We start from the raw sequence: 19609 nt of genomic DNA on the forward strand, positions 1-19609 counted from the left end.
GCCAGCCGCATTGTCGATCAGACGCATGAAGGGAGGGCGTAAGATGGATGTTCAACTGATCCTGAATGAGCTTCACGAAATGGGCGTGCTTGAAAGCCATATGCGAAATCTCAAACCGCTGACCGGCGGAACTTCGAGCAAAGTGGTTGTTGTCATGGACGGAACTAAGCCGCGATACGTGATTAAGCAAAATGATCCCGCTGTCGTAGAAGCCGAGGCAGAATTCTTACATACCTATGTACAGGTTGAGAAACTATCGCGTTTGGTTTATGTAGATCCGTTGCACCGTTATTTGGTGTACACGTTTAGGTCAGGGCTCACACAGTATCATGGACGAAACAAAAGCGATTTGTTACTTCGTCTGGCGACGGAGGTGATCTCGCACTATAAGCCTTTTGGTGAGGAACGTCGTTATGGTTATCCGGACCACCCGTTTGTGGAATGGAGAGATTTTCTGCTGCACAGAACGAAGGAATCTGAAAAGATCATACAAGACGTTTTACCCCCAGAGGATCATCGGTTCGTCCATACCCTTGTGGCCGGATCGCCGCAACGGAATATTAAATATTTGCTTCATGGTGACTGTGGAGTACATAATTTTGTGTTTGCCGAAAATGGTACGTTGACAGGCATTATTGATCCTGACCCAGTCGTGGGAGAGCCTCTGTATGATCTGATATACGCCTTTTGTTCTTCACCCGATAGGCTGACCGTCGATACTATTTTGCCTGCCTTAGAGAAGCTTGGGCCAGAGATGACAGGGGAATACGAGCTGAACAGGGAGGTACTACAAGGATTATACTTTCGTATTGCTACCTGCATTCGGCATCATCCGGGAGATCTAGATCAATATATAGAAGCGTGGACCTATTGGCTAGACAGGATTTGCTGAAAGGAATAGGGAACATGAGCATACAAGGGTGGAATCATATTTGCTTTTCGGTGTCTGATTTGGAGAAGTCTATACATTTCTATCAGAATATACTAGATGGAAAACTGCTCGTTAAAGGACGTAAGTTGGCTTACCTGGACTGCTTGGGAATGTGGCTGGCCCTCAATGTGGAGGAGGATATCCCAAGAAATGAAATTCATCAATCCTATACGCATATTGCATTTTCGGTAGCGGAAGCGGATTTTGAGAGCATGCTTAACAAGCTGAGAACTTTTAATGCCACCATTTTGCCCGGAAGAGAGCGGAATGAACAGGACAAAAGGTCGGTCTATTTTACAGATCCAGACGGACATAAGTTTGAATTCCACACAGGACAATTGCAGGACCGCTTGGACTATTATAGAAACGATAAAAAGCATATGACTTTTTATGATTGAGTAAGTGTTATCGATATTGACGTGTAGGTATTAAGTAATAATTGGGTCGCATTTAGGAGGAATACGGAAGGATGTCACTGTCTCAGGAAAACGGTTCCAAGCAAGCACAAGCCGTTAAAACGATGACGGTTTTTGCAATCACTTGGCCGATCTTTATAGAGATGTTGTTTCACATTTTGATGGGTAGCGTGGATACGTTCATGCTAAGCCATGTTTCTGATGAGGTTGTATCGGCTGTGGGTGTATCAAGACAGTTGATTGAATTTACGATTATACTTTTCAATCTGCTTGGTCTTGGTGTAGGTGTGATCATTGCTCAGCTATTGGGGGCGCAAAAGCATGTGGATGCAAGCCGTGTTACGGCTTCGGCACTAACCTTTAATCTGGTGTTTGGTCTGGCGCTGAGTTTGATGTTTATTGTGAGCCGGGATTTTTTACTATCCTTTTACCATATTACCCCGACGATTAAGGAAAATGCAGAGATTTATATGATGCTGGCAGGGGGTTCGTTGTTTCTGGAAGCGCTCATGCTAACTGCAGGTCCGGTTATTCGATCGCATGGTTTTACTAAAGATACGATGATCGTGGGCATTGGTATGAATATATTGCATATCGTGGGAAATGCGCTGCTCATTTATGGCTGGTTTGGTCTGCCGCAGATGGGAGTGGCGGGAGCAGCGATTTCAACGGTTATTAGCCGTGCTGTAGCATGTGTCTGGATTTTTCTACTGCTGTACAAGCGTGTAAGTGCGCCGATTCGCATCCGGTATTATGTACAGCTTCAATGGAGTAAGCTGGTAGCCATCCTGAAGATTGGTATTCCTGCCGGGCTGGAATGGTTGTCTTATCAGCTTAGCCAAATGATGGTGACCCGGTTTGTCAGCTTTATGGGTACAACGGCGATCGCAACCCATTTTTATACGAATACAATTGTGTACTTTTTTATGGTATTTGGAATGGCTGTAGGTGAGGGGACAGAAATTATTGTTGCCCGCCTGATTGGAGCAGGAGACAAGGAAAAGGCCTATCATCAACTTTTACGGAGCCTGAAATGGTCTTTGGTCATTACGATTGCTGTGATCGTGGTAGTATCCTTTTTCCGATATGAAGTGATGGCGATCTTTACAGATGAGCCGGCGATCATTCAATTAGGGGCAGCAATTTTGCTCTTCTGTATATTGCTGGAGCCGGGCCGAGTGTTTAATCATGTTGTCATTAACTCCTTGCGAGCAGCGGGAGATGTTCAGTTCCCGTTAATGATGGCCATTATTTCAATGTGGGGGATTAAAATCCCGCTAGCATATGTGCTGGGCATTCATATGGGATATGGTGTGCTGGGAGTGTGGATTGCACATGCCTGCGATGAGTGGGTACGAGGCATTTTCCACTATTTACGCTGGAAGGGGCGGAAATGGCAGCACAAATCGCTGTTATCTAAGGCTGAACTTCAGGCGGAATCAGCCTAAGGCTGAAAGAGATTCTACAACAGACATTCTTCAAGCGAATTGGAGGATGTCTGTTTTTTTTACAAAAATAAGCAAAATGGGGATGTTCAAACTTTTCAAAAATTGCTAGAATATAGTAACCTCGAATGTAGTAGAGGTTTTCAAAGTTTCAAAGACGGATGGTTTCCGATTGAATCCATGAAGGAGGGAATAAGATGGAACGTAAAGTGCATATCATTCCTTACCAAGTGATCAAGCAGGAGCAACAAGTGAATGAAATACCGCGAGGTGTAGAGCTGATTCAGGCTCCTGCGGTATGGAACCAGACTCGAGGCCGAGGCGTGAAGGTGGCGGTGCTGGACACGGGCTGTGATTCGGACCATCCCGATTTGAAGGCGCGCATTATTGGCGGCCGGAATTTCACGGATGATGATCAAGGTGATCCGGAAATTTTCAAGGATTACAACGGTCATGGTACGCATGTGGCAGGAACCATTGCGGCAGCAGAAAATGCGGATGGTGTCGTGGGTGTTGCTCCAGAGGCAGACCTACTCATCATCAAAGTGCTAAACAAGCAGGGCTCCGGTCAATATGACTGGATTATTCAAGGCATCTATTATGCGATTGAGCAAAAGGCAGATATCATATCGATGTCACTTGGCGGTCCTGAGGATGTGCCAGAGCTTCATGAAGCAGTAAAAAAGGCTGTAGCTAGCCAAATCTTAGTCATCTGTGCAGCTGGAAATGAGGGAGACGGTGACGACAGAACGGACGAGCTCGGCTACCCCGGCTGTTATAATGAAGTGATTAGCGTAGGTGCTATCAATTTTGACAGGCACACCTCAGAATTTAGTAATTCTAATAATGAGGTGGATTTGGTTGCACCGGGAGAAGATATTTTGTCCACCGTTCCGGGCGGCAAATATGCGACCTTTAGCGGAACTTCGATGGCTACACCGCACGTAGCAGGTGCATTGGCGTTGATTAAGCAGCTGGCGAATGCGAGCTTTGAGCGTGATCTCACCGAACCGGAATTATACGCACAACTCATCAAACGCACGATTCCACTGGGCAATTCTCCTAAGCTGGAGGGCAACGGTCTACTGTACTTGACGGCAGTGGAGGAGCTTTCTCGTATTTTCGACGCGCAGCGTGTAGCGGGAATACTAACTGTAGGATCATTGAAGGTTAAATAAACCGTAACTTCAATTCGGAAATATAGCGGCTCTCCTAAAGGGAGGGTCGTTTTTTTGGATTTCAAATCTTAGGAAAAACTCCATTTACATTGCATTCAAATGTCGGGTAACATATACCTCAAAGATAGGCATGAGTCAGAAGTGGAGGATGAATATGAACGATATCATGGCGCAAGCTGACGAGCTTAGACGAACAGGGCAAGCAGAGAAAGCACGTAAGCTTCTTTTAAAGGCATCAGAACAGCAGCAAAATGATGCAGAATTGTGGTATCAGACAGCTTGGACGCATGATTCATTGGGCTTAGAGAGGGAAGCGGTTGCCTATTATGAAAAAAGCCTAGGTATGGCGTTATCCGCAGAATCAAGAAAAGGAGCCATCCTGGGACTAAGCAGTACATATCGTGTATTGGGAGATTACGCCAAGGCGAAAGCGTGGTTGGAAACAGGAATGAACGAATTTCCGGATTACAGACCGTTTCGGGTATTTTACGCGATGGTGTTGTATAATCTGGGGGAATACGGGAAAGCCATGCAGAAGCTGCTAATGGAGGTGGCTGAGACGACCTCGGATTTATCTACACAGGAGTACTCACGTGCCATTCAATATTATGCAGATAAACTGGATCAGATCGAGGCATAGGTGAACCGGAGTGAGAGCATAAGCAGTAACGTGTATATACGCTCGTAAATAAAAAGATCACAGTCAGAGAGCAATAATTCTCTCTGACTGTGATCTTTTGCTGTTTATTGTTTAGCTATGGGGTCCGTAACTTGATGAGTTAAATAACTGCGATTACTGTGCACCTTCAGTAACGGCGATTTCCTTCTCCAGGTTTTCTCTGGATAGGTTGGCCTTCAAGTAGTCCGGGGTATCGGGCAGGACCAGGTGCAGATTGGATTTTTGACAAATGCGGATGGTGCACTTTTCGACGATAAAATCAAAGACATGCCCACCTCCGGTGCGTTCATCGTTAATAAAATGCAGATGAAATCCAGCTACCCCAATACCTTGAGCATAGGAAGGTGTCCAAAAACCTGTAATCACGCCGGAAGCCTCATTAAAAGTGAAGGTAGGCTGTGACTTGGTCGCTTCGATAAACGGTTTGTATGGTTTAACTTGGTGAGGCACGGTCCGTGTCTTTACTTCACGAAAAGTACCATCCATACGGAAGGCATAGAACAGATTACGGCTTGGAAACAACGTTAACAGCAGAGCTTCCAGCTCTTCACGATGCATAGGGCGGTCAATAGTATATGTGAAATCTTCCTGGAAAAAGGTGACAGTGGAAAAAGGTGTAGTTTCTTCCGGTTTTACGCGATGGGCCGTACCGTCTGGAAGCAAGTGATAAAATTCACCATCGAACGCGATCATCTCGCCATTCAGTTGATCAAAGGTACCAATTCCGAAATCCCCGTGCTTTTGCAACTCCTCAAAGGCAACAACTCCGTCATAAAGACCATCTAATAGAGCAAGCATAGTGGATGTTTGGTAAATATCATGATCAGCTTCTTGCTTGGTTTCCAATTGCGCAACGGTCATGGCAATACACTTCCTTTTATAATTGTATGCATTTATTTTCTTTCTTTTTCAATAATAAACGTAAAATTTCAGTAAATAACATGAATAACTCAAAAAAATCATTAAAAAAACGTTATACTCCATAATTGTCATAAAGCCGTCACGACTGAGGCATGGTTAAGGTTAGTTTAATTGGTTAGGCAGCAGTTTACGTCCCAACTGGATGTTATCCTGATAATCAATCGGAATATCGACGACCACAGGACCATCGGTATGAAGTGCCTGCTGCAATACACTTTCTAGTTCTTCAGGAGAGTGCACGCGTAATCCAGTGGCGCCGAAGCTTTCAGCATATTTCACTACATCAACATCTCCAAATTTTACACCAGACGTTCTTCCGTATTTAATCTGTTGTTGAAAAGCGACCATGTCATAGGAACCATCTCTCCATACGATATGCACCAACGGTGAGTTAAGACGTACGGCGGTTTCGAGCTCCATGGATGAAAAAAGAAATCCTCCGTCTCCAGAAATAGAAACGACTTTGTGACCGGGATTGACGAGCGTGGCAGCAATCCCCCAAGGCAGCGCTACGCCTAGCGTCTGCATTCCGTTGCTGAATAGAAGGCGCCGCGGTTCATACGAACGGAAATATCGTGCCATCCAAATATAGTGTGAACCGACATCACAGGTGACTGTGACGTTATCATCAATCAGGCTGCGCAGTGTACGAATAAATTGCAATGGATGAATCAGAAAATCATGCTTGTGTGCGGGAACAGCCGCTTGCTCGTTTAGATCATGGCGCAGACGATTCAATTGGTCGCAGGAGGATTTAGGTAGCTTTAAGGTAGGTAATTCTTCTGCAAGGCTACCCACAATCAGGGCTATATTTCCGATTAGCTCGTAGTCCGGTTGATAATCATGATCAATATCGGCTTGATGGTCATCCAGATGAATGAGTGTTCGGTTTGCCGGAATGTTCCAGTTTTTTGGATCGTATTCGATAGGATCATAGCCAATCGTCAGTACCAAATCTGCGGCTCCAAGAAGCATATCACCCGGTTGATTGTGGAACAGACCCACTCTTCCAAAATAGTGGTCTTCTAGTTCACGGGAGATGGCTCCAGCGGCCTGGAAGGTTTCGACAACAGGCAGATCTGTATCTCGGATGAGAGCACGGATAGCTGCGGTGGCTTCAGGCGTGCTGGCTTTCATGCCGAGAAGAAGTACGGGCAGCTTGGCTTTTTTGATTTGCTCTGCGACTTGTTTGATGAGTCCGGCGGGTGCGGTTCCGAGTTGGGGAAGAGAAACCTTCTCAATGACTGTTACTTCAGATGACGAAGTCAACACGTCCTGCGGCAGGCTGACGAATGTGGCTCCAGGCTGGGCTGAGGTCGCAATTCGAAATGCATTAGCAATTGCTTCCGGTACATTATCAGGATGTTCTACTTCTACACTGTATTTGGTGATGGGTTCGAATAGTCCGGCGTTATCCATAGATTGGTGCGTGCGTTTCAAGCGTTCGGATCTTGGGACTGCACCCGCAATGGCGACGACAGGATCACTTTCTGCATTAGCGGTGACAAGTCCTGTCGCCAAGTTAGATGCGCCTGGACCTGAGGTAACAATGCATACGCCCGGTTTACCGGTTAATCGACCGACTGCCGCTGCCATAAAGGCGGCATTTTGTTCATGACGACATACGATCAATTCGGGCCCCCGATCTTGAAGAACATCAAAAACAGAATCGATCTTGGCACCTGGAATGCCAAAAATATGGGTAACCCCTTGCTTGATCAAGCAATCGACAACAAGGTCGGCTCCTTTTGTATCGGATATAGTTTTAGTTTGAACAGCTTGCACTTTTGTACTCAATGCTACCACCTCTTCTTCTTCTCTGTGAAATAACTAATGAAATACTTTTAATGTAAATCAATGGATGTATATTGCAATTATAATACAATAACTGGTATTTTCAAGAAAGAAATTTTCAGAAAAAAAGAGAAAAATATATAAAACGTTTTCAAAGTTTGATCTATCACGGAAAATTAAAATTGTGGAATTTTCTTGTGGTGTCGGTCATCGAGAAGGTATAGAACAGATCTGTCCCAAATGGAGGCAGATCATTTTTATCCGCTCACATGATAAAAATCACTTTCCTCTACAAAGGATAGCGGTTACAATGTAATTGTTGTTAACGTAAACATTAAATTTAAGGTGAAGCAAACCAGTATGACATGATGTACAGGTATCATTTTATAGTTGTATTGTCCTGTACAAATCATATGGATTTCCCACTGCTATGGGGAATGTAATTGTTAAAAGGCAAGTAGTATCTCGAACATTTTTGTTAACGTTAACAATTTATTAGGAAACACGATTATAGAAGGGATGAGAGAGTAATGACTAAAGCGTTTTTAGACGAAAACTTTTTGTTGAGCAATCCAACGGCTGAAATCTTGTACCATCAGTACGCCAAGGATATGCCGATTATCGACTATCATTGTCATTTAAGTCCACAAGAAATTTATGAAAATAAAGCGTTCAAAAATATTACGGAAGCCTGGTTGTACGGAGATCATTACAAGTGGAGACTTATGCGGGCTAATGGGGTTGAGGAACGCCTGATTACGGGGGATGGTGAAGATTATGACAAGTTTTTGGCTTGGGCCAAAACCGTACCTACACTAATAGGCAACCCGCTGTACCATTGGACGCATTTGGAGCTTCAACGCTTTTTTGGTGTCTATGAGCTGCTGAATGAACAGAACGCACCAGTGATCTGGGAAAAGGTAAACCAAAAGCTGCAGGGAAAGGGATTTGGCGCACGTGATCTGATTGTGAACTCGAAGGTAACTGTGGTGTGCACCACGGATGATCCGACGGACCATCTCGAATACCACAAACAAATCAGCAAGCTGACCGATTTCCCAGTGGCAGTGTTGCCAAGCTTCCGCCCCGATAAAGCTTTGGAAATTAATCGTGAAACTTTCCAGCCTTGGGTGGCTCGGTTGGGTGAAGTCAGCGGACTGGATGTTTCTGGCCTGGAAGGATTTTTGAATGCGCTGGCGAGCCGGGTGCGCCATTTCCATGCTGCTGGAGGCCGGGTATCTGATCATGCGCTGGATACTGTAGTCTATGAAGAAACGAAACTGGAGGAAGCGGCAGCCATATTCAGCAAGGCGCTGGAGGAAGGCCATGTGACTCCTTTAGAGGAGGCGAAATATAAATCATACGTTCTGGTTTTCCTTGGCAAACAGTATGCAGAACATGGCTGGGCTATGCAATACCACATTCACGCGCTGCGTAACAACAACACGGCTATGTTCCGTCATTTAGGACCGGATACAGGCTACGATGCCGTAAATGATGGCTCTATCGCTCGTCCATTGGCGGCATTGCTGGACGCACAGGAGCTGGCAGGTGGATTACCGAGAACCATTTTGTATTCGCTTAATTCGGTTGATTATCCAGTACTGGCAAGTCTCGCGGGCTGCTTCCAATCCGGTGGAACTGTAGGGAAAATCCAGTTTGGCACGGCATGGTGGTATAACGACCATATCGAAGGCATGCAGGAGCAGATGAAGTTGCTGGCTAACTATGGGGTGCTGTCCCGCTTTATTGGTATGCTGACGGATTCCCGCAGCTTCCTTTCCTACACACGCCATGAATATTTCCGCCGTATACTCTGTGACTTAATTGGGACGTGGGTTCAGGAGGGTAAGGCGCCTGAGGATCTGGAACTGCTCGGAGCAATGGTACAAAACATTTGCTACAATAACGCTGAGCAATATTTTAATTTCCCAACAGTTGTTCATAGTAAGTGAAGCTACCGCCTAAGGTGAGAACTCACTAACTTTATAAAAAATTGCTCTTGCCAGGAGCTTGTTTCAAACTCCCGGTAAGAGCAATTGAAAACAAAATAGTTATCAACTGAGGATTTTGCAAAAATCCCATAAGCGACTTCCAATGAACAAGATATAGATCGAAATGGTTTAGTTCGTCTGTATCTTGCACTTCGGAGCGACTGGAATCGAATTTTGCAAAATCCTGAACTAGATATGTGAAAATAATTACAAACATAGAGGAGTGTGTAGGTATGGGAGTGCCTATCGTGCAGGAGAGCGTCCAAACTGACAACAAGACAGGCGAGCATATTAGCCTGAAAGAAAAGATTTCGTATGGTATGGGTGACTTTGGAAACGGATTCATGTTTGATTTGGGGCAGTTGTATTTGCTGAAATTTTTTACAGATGTAGCAGGGGTTTCTGCAGGAGCCGCCGCAGGCATTTTCTTGGTCAGCAAGCTGTTTGCCGCCATCTGTGATCCCATTGTCGGGTCCTTTGTTGATTATCGCAAACATATCGGTGCACGTGGAAAATTTAGGCCTTTTCTTATCGTTGGAAGCGTTATCCTTGCAATTCTTACGGTTCTAACCTTTATTTCGCCGAATATTTCCCCCACAGGAAAACTCATTTACGCCTATGCGTCCTATATGATCTGGGGGATCGGCTACTCTATTGTAAACATTCCATACGGCTCGCTGGGTGCCGCCATTACGCAGGATACTCATCAGCGTGCTTCATTGTCATCTTTCCGTCAGGCAGGATCTCTGGGCGCATTATTTGTCACCAGTGTCGTTGTCATGCCGCTTATTTTACTGTTTCCTAACCATCATGTTGGCTATCCGGTTGTGATGGGGATTATGTCACTCATTGGTGTGATCGCTTTCATCATATGTTACCGAGGAACGAAAGAACGTATTATTAGCCAGTCCGGGCCAAAAGAGAAGCTATCTATAGGCGTTATCGTGCATACCTTTACGAATAACAAGCCTTTGCTGGTACTCGTTTTGATGACGATTTTCACCATATCCGCGTACAATATTAAGTCCGCACTGCTGATCTATTTTGCCGAATATAACTTGGGGCATGTAGAATTAATGGCTTATATGAATTTTATTATTATCGGTTCGTCGCTACTGGGTGTGTTGTTCCTGCCCAAGCTGGTACGGCGCTTCGGTAAACGAAAAACAGCTATACTGGGGATGCTGGTTAGTGTCATTGCCGACTCTATTAACTTTTTCATGCCTTCAAATGTATATATTTTCACAATCCTGGCCAGTATTTCGTTCATTGGTATTAGTATTCCTAACGGGGTTACCTGGGCATTCGTGTCCGATATCATTGATTATGGCGAATGGTCATCCGGGGAGCGTAAGGAAGGGATTACTTACTCGTTATTTAACTTTTCACGTAAGTTGGCTCAATCCTTGTCTGGCTTTCTATCGGGTATTGGACTAGCGCTCATCGGGTATGTTCCGAATGTGGTTCAGTCCTCTGGAACGCTGCTTGGGATCAAGGCATTACTTTGTCTCTATCCGGCTGTTGCCCTGGCTTTGGCCATGCTGGTCATCGGTAAAATGTACAAGCTGACTGACAGTAGACATGCAGAAATGGTTCAAGAGTTACAGCGTCGACATGCGGACAACCGCGTATAATTTGTGAAAGTCTTCTTTTCCGGGCGGCTCCTGTGGTATGGTGGGTATATAATTTTTTTAGAGCCTCACTAAGGAAAGGATACGTATATGGCAGCTACCATTAAAGACATTGCCAAATTGGCTAATGTTTCCCATACAACCGTCTCCCGGGCGCTCAATAATAGCCCGCTGATTAAAGAAGATACGAAACGCAAAATTATGGAGTTGGCAGAGCAACTCAATTACATTCCAAATTTTAATGCCAAAAGCCTGGTTCTCCAGCGCTCGCATACGATAGGCCTGTTTTTCACCAGTATTTCAGAAGGCACCAGCTCCAGTTTTTTTGCGGATACCATCCGCGGAGTTAATCATGTCATCGGGGTGGATTACAATTTGTTTGTGCGAGGAATTGACGATTACGCCGATTTTTCGGCCATTCACCACAAGCGTTTTGATGGTATCATTCTGATGAGCCAGAGCGAGGCGGACAACCCTTTTATTTATCATGTGCTCGGTCAAGGTATTCCGCTTGTTGTACTGAATCGGCAGGTGTCCGGTGCGGGGATTGTAAATGTGATCTCTAATGATAAGGAAGGGTCCTATGAAGCGGTCTCCTTTCTCGTTGAAAGCGGGCATGAACGCATTGCGATCATCGAAGGGGTAGAAGGCTTCAAGTCTACCCAGCAACGCCGTGAGGGTTTTATGAATGCGTTGATTGATAGTGGTAAGCCGATTCGACATGAATATATCGTGCAAGGTCATTATGATACTGAAAGCGGAAGCCAGGCAATGAAGCAACTGCTTTCCTTGCAGGAGCCGCCGACAGCGGTATTTTGCTCTAACGATGATATGGCTATTGGGGCCATGAATGCGGTATTCGAAAACGGCTTGAAGGTACCAGAGGATATCTCAGTCATTGGTTTTGACGATATCGGGTTCTCAATGTATACGACTCCACCGTTAACAACGGTCAAAAGACCGATTGAGCAGATAAGTGAGCGCGGAGCCGCCTGCATTCTGGAACGAATTCAGTCACCGTCCAATGAGGGTGAGCTTATATTTATGGAGACTGCGCTTATGAAACGGAAATCAACGGCAGGCAGACCACGCTGAGTTTCGTTTTATTAACAGGCAGGCCAAAGGGGTAGAAACCATGCTAAATGTATGGTTTCTGCCCCTTTTAGGTTGAAATGCGCTCTGCTTCGTCCGGATTTAACGAAAGAGATTGGTTTTAGCCAGTTCCACAATCTCGTCACCGCGTCCGTTCAACATCGCTTTCATCATCCACAGTGTAAATCCTTCTGCTTGTTTAAGATTAATTTTGGGTGGCATAGATAGTTCCTGACGGTTCACCACCACGTCTACCACAACAGGGCCATCATGAGCCAATGCTTGCTGAATGGCATCCTCCAGCATTGCTGGATCTTCAACCCGGATGCCCTTGAGCCCCATGGCTTGCGCTACAGCACCAAAATCAGGATTCACCAGTTCAGTGCCGTTTTCCAGGAATCCGGCTGCTTTCATTTCCAGCTCGACAAAACCGAGAGCGCCATTATTGAAAACAATGACTTTAATAGGCAGCTGATGCTGCTTCAGAGTGAGCAGGTCGCCCATCAGCATCGTGAGCCCGCCATCGCCTGAGAGGGCAATCACTTGTCGGTCAGGCTCAGTAGCCTGCGCTCCGATTGCCTGCGGCAGCGCATTTGCCATCGTGCCATGGTTGAACGAGCCGAGAAGCCGACGCTGACCGTTCATCTGCAAATAACGCGCAGCCCATACAGTGGGAGTACCGACATCACAGGTGAAAATAGCATTTTCCTGCGCGGCGTCACTGATGACCTTGGCGAGATATTGGGGATGGATCGGCGTATGACCTGGTTTACCGACGGCAAGGTCATCCAACTCCTGGCGTACCTTGGTATAGTGGGAGACGGTTTTCTCTAGATGCTTGGAATCATGCTCTGACGTTAAATGCGGTAGCAGCATTTCCAATGTGGCTTTTACATCCCCGCATAAACCATACGTCAACGGAGTACGTCTGCCGAGATGGGCTGGCTCTATGTCTACCTGTAGGACAATCGCATCTTCAGGGTAAAATTGTCTGTAAGGAAAGTCTGTTCCGAGCATAAGCAGGACGTCACAATCCATCATCGCATGGTACCCGGAAGAATACCCGATCAGTCCCGTCAATCCAGCATAGTAAGGGTTGTCATACTCCAGATATTCCTTGCCTCGCAGAGCAGATACCATAGGGGATTTTAACTTGTCGCATAGCTGCATGAGCAATTCATGAGATTGTGCACAGCCGGCGCCGCATAGTAACGTAATTCGTTTGCCTTTATTCAAATATTCGGCCAGTCTGGAAATTTCGGAAGCTGACGGATGCACTACAGGTGCAGTGGGATGGTAGACATGTTCAGGGACGGGTACCTTTTCCGCCTCCAAAGCTGCTACATCACCGGGAAGAACAATGACGGAGACACCTGAACGTGAAATTGCCTGTTGAATGGCCATGGTCACCGTTCTGGGAATTTGACGCGGTGTCGTAATAACCTCACAGAAGTGACTGCATTCTCCGAAAAGATGCTCAGGATGCGTAGCTTGAAAATATTCACTTCCGATTTCGTCGCTTGGAATATGAGCGGCAATAGCCAGTACAGGCACCCGATTGCGGTGGCAATCATATAAACCATTAATCAGATGCAAATTTCCGGGACCACTACTTCCAGCACATACAGCAATGCTACCACTAAGGTCAGCATCCGCTCCGGCTGCAAAGGCAGCCACTTCTTCGTGCCTTACATGAATCCATTCGATTTGACCATTGCTGCGAATGGAATCAACCATATTATTTAGAGAGTCTCCAACAATGCCATAAACCCTCTTGACCCCTGCATTGACCAAAACTTGTACAATAGTATCTGCGATTGTCTTCATAGATGTTCCTCCTGCCTAGTAAGTAGTGTTATCCTGCCCGTGCTTTCTTGCGTCTATTCTCCTGAAATGTATATAAGAACAAGGTCTCGGGATAGGGTGATAGTTAGCCTTAACCGTCTTGGATCAGGTGCGAAACAACAGAAAAAGGACGATATACTTGCAAATTTTTATATAAACGTATATGTTAACGTGTTCATATTATTGTCATTATTATTTTTTTAAACTAAAAATATTGATAAAACTATTTTGTTAACGTGTGCATTGTGATAAAATAACGATGAAATCATTATGGTAATTGTGGGAGGTTACTCCGGATGAAACAAGTAGATGAATTAGACCAATTAAACAGAAAAAGCTTTATCGTAACAGACCCGCATCCTGTGAGGGTGCTGCAATTCGGGGAAGGGAACTTCCTGCGTGCTTTTGTAGACTGGCAATTTGACAAAATGAATAAGCTGGCAGAATGGAATACGGGAGTTGTGATTGTACAACCGCAGCCAGGAGGCCTCGTGGAGAAGCTTAACGAGCAGGATGGCCTGTATACGGTTATTCTTGAAGGGATTAAGGATGGGAAGGCCATGAAGGAGCATACCGTTGTGGAGTGCGTCACTCGTGGGATTAATCCATACGGCTCTGATTTTTCCGAGTATGAAGCATTATCCCAAAAGCCGGAGCTGCGTTTTGTCGTGTCGAACACGACGGAAGCGGGGATCGCTTATGCACCAGAGGATCAATTGGAAGATCGTCCGCAAAAGAGCTTTCCAGGCAAGCTAGCCGCCTTTCTGTACAAGCGCTTTCAATTCTTCGGGGGCGATCAGAGCAAGGGACTGGTGATCATTCCGTGCGAGCTCATCGACCGTAATGGAGACGCTCTCAAGGAAATCGTACTGAAATATGCGGACCAATGGAAGCTTGGGGCCGAGTTTATTGCATGGTTGGAGGAATCGAATACGTTCTGCAACAGTTTGGTCGATCGGATTGTACCTGGTTATCCCAAAGACCGGATTCATGAGATTCAAGCAGAATTGGGTTACAAGGACGATTTGGTTGTTGTGGGCGAACAGTATCATTTATGGGTTATTGAAGGGCCACAGTGGCTTAAAGAAGAATTACCTGCTCATTTGGCCGGATTGAATGTACTGATTGTCGACGATATGGCGCCATACCGTACACGGAAAGTACGCATTTTGAATGGAGCACATACGGCGCTTACCCCTGTAGCTTATTTATATGGCCTGGACACGGTGGGGCAGGCGGTCGAGCATGATATTATGGGAAACTTTATCCAGTCGCTGATTCGAGAAGAAATTATTCCGACACTGGACTCGCCAGAAGCGGAATTGAATGTATATGCCGACGATGTTATTGAACGATTCCGTAATCCCTATGTAAGTCATTATGTTATGAGTATCGCACTAAATTCGGTGTCCAAGTTCAAGACACGGAACTTGCCATCCTTGCTCCAGTATGTGACACAGCGTAAGGCGTTGCCTGCCAAAATTGTATTTTCGCTGGCGTCCTTGCTCGTATTTTACCGGGGTGACAGAAATGGCGAGTCGATTGCGTTGGCAGACGAAGCTGAAGTGTTGAGTACGTTTGGTGAACTGTGGAGTAAATATGACGGTACTCTCGCCGGGGCGAAGCAATTGACTGCGCTGGTACTTGGCCGGCAGACATGGTGGGGGCAAGACCTGAACCAGATCGAAGGACTGGCTGAACAAACGGCACAGCACGTGTATGAAATTACAAGCAGAGGAATGAAGGAGACGCTCGATTCTCTAACCGGGAACAGCGTGCCCAGAGCATAAGCAAGGAGGAGACCGGAATGCTGGAGTTCATTCAAATTCATGATCAAGATAACGTGGCTGTCGCCTTGCGTGATTACAAGCAGGGAGAGACACTGGCGTGGGGAGCACAAGAAGAACAACGAGTGGAGCTAGCCGAGGATGTAGCACGTGGGCATAAAATCGCCTTGCAGGATATAGCTGAAGGTGGGCATGTTCTGAAATACGGATATCCCATCGGTCATGCCATTCAGCCCATTCAGGCAGGACAGCATGTGCATACGCATAATACGAAGACGAACCTGACAGGCGTGGAGGAGTACACTTATAAGCCTAAGCCAGCTCCTCATTTATATGAACAGGAGAGTCGTACGTTTCAAGGTTTTCGGCGAAAGGACGGCCGTGTGGGGATTCGCAATGAGTTGTGGATTGTGCCGACGGTCGGCTGTGTGAACGGGATCGCTGAACTTATTTTAAACCGTTTCAAGCAGGAAGCGGGAGATATTTCACCTTTTGAAAATGCACTGGTGCTCAAGCATAACTATGGTTGTTCTCAGTTGGGTGACGATCATGCACATACGCGCACGATTTTGATCGATGCTGTGAAACATGCGAACGCAGGTGGTGTACTTGTACTGGGTTTGGGCTGTGAGAACAATGAGATGAAAGAATTTAAGGAAGCCATCGGAGAATATGATTCGGAGCGGGTAAAGTTTTTGCTTTCCCAGGATGTGTCGGATGAAGTAGAGGAAGGGGTAAGGCTGCTTCATGAAATTTTTGCGGCCGTGCAAGAAGATCGGCGGGAACCTGTACCTTTGTCAGAGCTGAACATCGGATTGAAATGCGGTGGATCTGATGGCTTATCGGGTATTACTGCCAACCCACTACTCGGACGATTGTCGGATTATATGGCCGCGCAAGGTGGAACAACGGTATTAACAGAAGTACCTGAAATGTTCGGCGCGGAGACGATTTTAATGGAGCGCGCTGCCGATGAGCAAGTATTTAATAAGATCGTACATCTGATTAACGATTTCAAACAATATTTTCTGGATTACAAGCAGCCAGTATACGAAAATCCGTCACCGGGCAATAAAGCAGGGGGCATCACGACGCTGGAGGATAAATCACTGGGCTGTACGCAAAAATCCGGGTCTTCCACGGTCACTGATGTCATTCAGTACGGGGAGCGTCTCAAGACCAAGGGACTCAACCTACTCAGCGCGCCGGGGAACGATCTAGTGGCATCTTCAGCTCTCGCCGCAGCAGGCTGCCAGCTTGTCATTTTCACAACCGGACGCGGTACGCCGTTTGGCTCCTTTGTTCCGACGATGAAGGTCTCAACCAACTCGCCGTTGTATAAGGCTAAACCTCATTGGATCGACTATAACGCCGGTTCATTGGTGGAGGATGTCAGTATGGAAGATGCGCTCCGCAACTTTGTCGATTACATCGTCGATGTAGCCAGCGGAACCTGGGTGAACAATGAGAAAAATAATTTCAGAGAGCTCGCTATTTTTAAAAACGGTGTTACGTTGTAAAAGGCTGAAGTGTAAGGGAGGCGGAATTATTCCGCTTCCCTTTTTGAGTTTGTATGCTTCTAAATAAGCATGTTAGAAAAATTGGAATATATTATCATAATGTACTTGTCACATGCTTGAATTTATGGTATAACTTAATTACGTAATAAATACGTAATTAAGTTATTTTTAGATAGGATTTAGATCTTACTTTTATTTGGTGAATATAGAAAGTCGGACAAGGAGGCGGGAACGGTGGATGATCTTGTTCACTCCGACATCACAGATCTAGACACACTTGTTAACATGATTAAGCTGTCTTTTTCATTTGCGGATGGTGCCAATATGATTGCTTTATGCGACCAGCTGTATAGCCATGTCAACCAAAAGTATCAGGAATTGCAGCTCTACAAAGCGCGCAAGAAACCTATACAACCCATACATACCAAACGGCCGCTAGTCTACTACTACGGCTACAGTCATCTCATGAAAGGCATGGCCTTCCAAAAACAGGGCAAGTATGAGGCCGCTCGCGATTGCATCGAAAAATATGCAGAATTGGGCTGGTTTAATGGTCTCGATCAATATGGGGAGGCAGAGGTAGAATATTACCGCTATGCTGCCAGAGCTAATTTGTATGCCCTTGATATTTTGTCAGGCAATGCCGAAGTGTTGCAGGAATACATCGAATTTCTTCGTAACAATCCGGAAGAGCTGTTACCGGGGCTTCTTTCCATCGTTGAGGGAGCGTCGAGATACGATTATCCTTTAGAGGCTGTGCTAGAATCATTTGCCGAACAAATTGAAGGTTTTACATATTTTGAAGAGCCTGTGAATGTATCTTATTATTTTCGCTTCTGCTATCAACTGGCTCTTTATTATATCAAGCAACAACAGTTTACGGTTGCGTTGGGCTATATCCTGCAATCTCTTATGCTGTCTGATACCCTGGGTATGAAACATGAACATGAGTTTAGGAAATGTACCGCTATATTTGAAATTTTCAGATCCCAAGCTACAGCAACACAGCAAGACCAATATATAACTATTTTAAAAGGAGTGTTAAAGGATGAAAAAATTGATTTCACGCCCTCTGTCGCTCAGTCTGTTTAGTTTGCTAGTGTTTGTTACAAGTCATGACCTCATCACGGTGTTTTATCATGGAGCCAATCATTAAGAAGGCAGAAGTAAAGTAGAAGTACACTCAATAGCAAGTAAGCTCATTAAGATCAGGGCTTACTTGCTATTTGGCGTATTATGAAGACCGATCATAACGTATATATAACGTGGCACATGTCCCAAAAATATTTAAGCTGTTGTAGGTTTATGCAGCAAACCTTGTTCTGATGGATGCAATGAAATTCTTGTCTGTTGGTAAACGGGGAATGGTTCTTCCGTACTGTATGATCTGCTTTTTAACGCTGCATCCAGTGCCCGTAGCAAGGAACCTATGAATTGCTCTGGAGAAAAGAAAATGCTTTTCCCGACCATATGAATGTGAAGCTCGTTATGGTCACGGTTGCTTACAGACAGCAATATACCTTGACCCTGGAAACCCGTACCGATTGCGCGTATTTTGTTTATACCCGAGAGTAGCATTTCCGTTTTCACCGCACGCCCCTGTTCCTCTACAAATACAGAAATCAGGCGTTTGTCTGTAACGATAACAATTTGGTTACCCCGAAATGTATGACTCAGGTGTAGAAAATCTTTATATACCCCAATAGTCTGCTCATGCGGAGAAACAATCCCCATCCGTACAAACTCCTCCAGCTCAGTGACATCGGGTTCCTGATGATTTTTAATTCGTTTTTTGATACTGAACTGAATAGTCAGGATGCCCAAGATAGCTATGAGAAAAGCGCTAAGTCGGACATTAAATATAAAGAACATCAGGACAATAAGGCCGCCTACTAACCACTGTCCCCAAGTTAGATAGCGCAGCTTTTGTTGTACCGTACGGCGATAATAACCGTAGCCCTTTCCCGGTTGATACTCTTTGGTAAACTTTGTCATACCACGCATCATGGTTAATCCATAGACGGATAAAATTGTCATCGCGAGCGCCAAGAGCGTCATAAGCCATTCCTGAGCTGCAACGCCAACTAAAGTACACAGGCCAAACATGATGAGCCCCGCCCAGCAGGCAACCTTTTTAATTCGAACCTGTTTCTGAATCGAACGAACCAATTCTTCCATTCTTAATCCTCCTGATCTAGGTGTATAGGTAATGATTGGAATCACATATAGTCTTATCGTACCATCTGATAGTCTTTTTCGTAAATTAATAGATGTAAAAATCCAAAGGCTGGAAGAAGGTTTTCGCGTATAGTCAGATCCCCACCTGAACTTTAGATACCAAAATCAAAAAATCCAGTACTACTCATTCGAAGCAGA

At 45.4% G+C, this 19609-nt stretch carries 15 protein-coding genes; 11 read left to right on the forward strand and 4 right to left on the reverse strand.

Going from position 1 to position 19609, the window contains the following annotated elements; all coding sequences use genetic code 11:
• Positions 1-43 precede the first annotated feature (43 nt).
• From NSQ58_RS24430 to NSQ58_RS24450, 5 genes are all read left to right on the forward strand, one after another.
• Complete coding sequence (locus NSQ58_RS24430) at positions 44-892, forward strand: phosphotransferase (protein ID WP_341058337.1); 849 nt, start codon at positions 44-46, stop codon at positions 890-892.
• 14 nt (positions 893-906) lie between these two features.
• Positions 907-1329: a metallothiol transferase FosB gene (gene fosB / locus NSQ58_RS24435; RefSeq protein WP_341058338.1), complete on the forward strand. Its 423-nt coding sequence runs from the start codon at positions 907-909 to the stop codon at positions 1327-1329.
• Between the two features lie 71 nt (positions 1330-1400).
• The gene (locus NSQ58_RS24440; protein ID WP_023988315.1) at positions 1401-2795 is read left to right on the forward strand and encodes an MATE family efflux transporter; all 1395 of its coding nucleotides are present in this window, start codon (positions 1401-1403) and stop codon (positions 2793-2795) included.
• Between the two features lie 194 nt (positions 2796-2989).
• A complete protein-coding gene (locus NSQ58_RS24445) occupies positions 2990-3970 on the forward strand; it encodes a S8 family peptidase (RefSeq protein ID WP_028542402.1) in 981 nt (326 codons plus the stop codon).
• A 154-nt stretch (positions 3971-4124) separates the two neighbouring features.
• Positions 4125-4610: a tetratricopeptide repeat protein gene (locus tag NSQ58_RS24450; protein WP_341058342.1), complete on the forward strand. Its 486-nt coding sequence runs from the start codon at positions 4125-4127 to the stop codon at positions 4608-4610.
• 153 nt (positions 4611-4763) lie between these two features.
• Here NSQ58_RS24450 and budA read toward each other — a convergent pair whose 3' ends face one another.
• Positions 4764-5510, reverse strand: coding sequence for an acetolactate decarboxylase (budA, locus tag NSQ58_RS24455; RefSeq protein WP_341058344.1), 747 nt, complete (start codon positions 5508-5510; stop codon positions 4764-4766).
• Between the two features lie 162 nt (positions 5511-5672).
• Positions 5673-7376, reverse strand: a complete 1704-nt coding sequence (alsS, locus tag NSQ58_RS24460) for an acetolactate synthase AlsS (RefSeq protein ID WP_172828313.1) — start codon at positions 7374-7376, stop codon at positions 5673-5675.
• Positions 7377-7894: 518 nt separating this feature from the next.
• Between alsS and uxaC the strand changes: the two genes are divergently transcribed.
• The 3 genes from uxaC (at position 7895) to NSQ58_RS24475 (ending at position 12084) form a co-directional block, all read left to right on the forward strand.
• On the forward strand, positions 7895-9319 hold the full coding sequence (uxaC, locus tag NSQ58_RS24465; RefSeq protein ID WP_023988321.1) for a glucuronate isomerase: 1425 nt from the start codon (positions 7895-7897) through the stop codon (positions 9317-9319).
• A 272-nt stretch (positions 9320-9591) separates the two neighbouring features.
• Complete coding sequence (locus NSQ58_RS24470; RefSeq protein ID WP_023988322.1) at positions 9592-10992, forward strand: MFS transporter; 1401 nt, start codon at positions 9592-9594, stop codon at positions 10990-10992.
• An 87-nt stretch (positions 10993-11079) separates the two neighbouring features.
• Positions 11080-12084 carry a LacI family DNA-binding transcriptional regulator gene (locus NSQ58_RS24475; RefSeq protein WP_023988323.1) on the forward strand — a complete coding sequence of 335 codons (1005 nt, stop codon included), beginning with the start codon at positions 11080-11082 and terminating at the stop codon, positions 12082-12084.
• Between the two features lie 99 nt (positions 12085-12183).
• Here the strand turns inward: NSQ58_RS24475 and poxB are convergent, their stop codons facing one another.
• Positions 12184-13908: a ubiquinone-dependent pyruvate dehydrogenase gene (poxB, locus tag NSQ58_RS24480; protein WP_028542396.1), complete on the reverse strand. Its 1725-nt coding sequence runs from the start codon at positions 13906-13908 to the stop codon at positions 12184-12186.
• 314 nt (positions 13909-14222) lie between these two features.
• On the opposite strand from poxB, the gene NSQ58_RS24485 reads away from it, so the two are divergent.
• The 3 genes from NSQ58_RS24485 (at position 14223) to NSQ58_RS24495 (ending at position 18325) form a co-directional block, all read left to right on the forward strand.
• Positions 14223-15716, forward strand: coding sequence for a tagaturonate reductase (locus tag NSQ58_RS24485; protein WP_023988325.1), 1494 nt, complete (start codon positions 14223-14225; stop codon positions 15714-15716).
• A 17-nt stretch (positions 15717-15733) separates the two neighbouring features.
• A complete protein-coding gene (locus NSQ58_RS24490; protein WP_013310046.1) occupies positions 15734-17233 on the forward strand; it encodes a UxaA family hydrolase in 1500 nt (499 codons plus the stop codon).
• Positions 17234-17467: 234 nt separating this feature from the next.
• Positions 17468-18325: a DNA-binding protein gene (locus NSQ58_RS24495; protein ID WP_341058346.1), complete on the forward strand. Its 858-nt coding sequence runs from the start codon at positions 17468-17470 to the stop codon at positions 18323-18325.
• A 195-nt stretch (positions 18326-18520) separates the two neighbouring features.
• On the opposite strand, the gene NSQ58_RS24500 is transcribed toward NSQ58_RS24495, so the two are convergent.
• Positions 18521-19411 carry a hypothetical protein gene (locus tag NSQ58_RS24500; protein ID WP_053325303.1) on the reverse strand — a complete coding sequence of 297 codons (891 nt, stop codon included), beginning with the start codon at positions 19409-19411 and terminating at the stop codon, positions 18521-18523.
• Between the last annotated feature and the right edge of the window lie 198 nt (positions 19412-19609).

This window comes from Paenibacillus sp. FSL M7-0134 (assembly GCF_038007865.1).
GTDB classification, from domain to species: Bacteria; Bacillota; Bacilli; order Paenibacillales; family Paenibacillaceae; genus Paenibacillus; species Paenibacillus polymyxa_B.